This is a genomic window from Pseudahrensia aquimaris (genome assembly GCF_042676045.1).
Taxonomy (GTDB): domain Bacteria; phylum Pseudomonadota; class Alphaproteobacteria; order Rhizobiales; family Rhizobiaceae; genus Pseudahrensia; species Pseudahrensia aquimaris.
Genome location: NZ_JBHTJV010000021.1, coordinates 1 through 954 on the forward strand (window position 1 = coordinate 1; position 954 = coordinate 954).

Genomic DNA, 954 nt, shown 5'->3' on the forward strand with positions numbered 1-954 from the left:
AAGCGGATGGTGTGGATGGCTCCTCCACCGCGGCGTCTAATTCGCCATAGTGCAGTTTTCATCACTGTTATGAAGGAGCCACCTCATGCAGATTATCACGATTGGTATCGATCTGGCCAAGACAGTCTTTCAGGTTCACGGCGTTTGCGCTGACGGATCGGTCGCGTTCAATAAGCCGCTTCGCCGAGCACAGATGCTGCCGTTCTTCGCGATGTTGGAGCCATGTCTGATCGGCATGGAGGCGTGTGGATCGTCCCACCACTGGGCACGAGAGCTGACCCGGCTTGGGCATGAGGTGAAGCTCATGCCACCCAGCTACGTGAAGCCTTATGTAAAGCGGGGTAAATCGGACGCTATTGATGCAGCGGCGGTTTGCGAGGCTGTCACGCGACCGACCATGCGTTTCGTGGCAATCAAGTCGGAAGAGCAGCAGGCCATGCTGTGCCAGCATCGCGTTCGGCAGGCGTTGGTCAGCCAGCGCACCCAGTTGGCCAACATGATCCGTGGGCTGTTGTCGGAGTTCGGGATTGTCATGCCAACTGGGGTCCAGCATCTGCGGGAGTTCGCAGCGAGCATGCAGGTCGGCGAACTGCTGGATATACCTGAGATGGCTGAAGACGTTATTGCTTCGCTCTGCGATCAGTTTCTTGCGCTCGACGGTCGCATCGACGTTCTGGAGAAGGCGATCTTCGCGACTGCAAAGACGGACGCACGTATCGATCTGCTGCGTTCGATCCCGGGCATCGGCCCGATCACGGCCTCAGCTATGGTCGCCACAATCGGCAGCGGACAACAGTTTAGGAGTGGACGGGACTTCGCAGCCTGGATCGGTCTGACGCCCATCAACAAGTCGAGTGGTGGCAAGGAGACGCTGGGACGTATCACCAGAATGGGCGATCAGTATCTACGGCATTTGTTGGTTATTGGCATGACGAGTCGCGTTCGACGAGCGAA

Annotated in this window: 1 protein-coding gene; it reads left to right on the forward strand. The window is 57.7% G+C overall.

Features of this window, described 5'->3' with window-relative positions:
- Window positions 1-85 precede the first annotated feature (85 nt).
- A partial coding sequence (locus tag ACFQ14_RS14365) for an IS110 family transposase (protein WP_377213449.1) occupies window positions 86-954 on the forward strand: 869 nt, incomplete at its 3' end.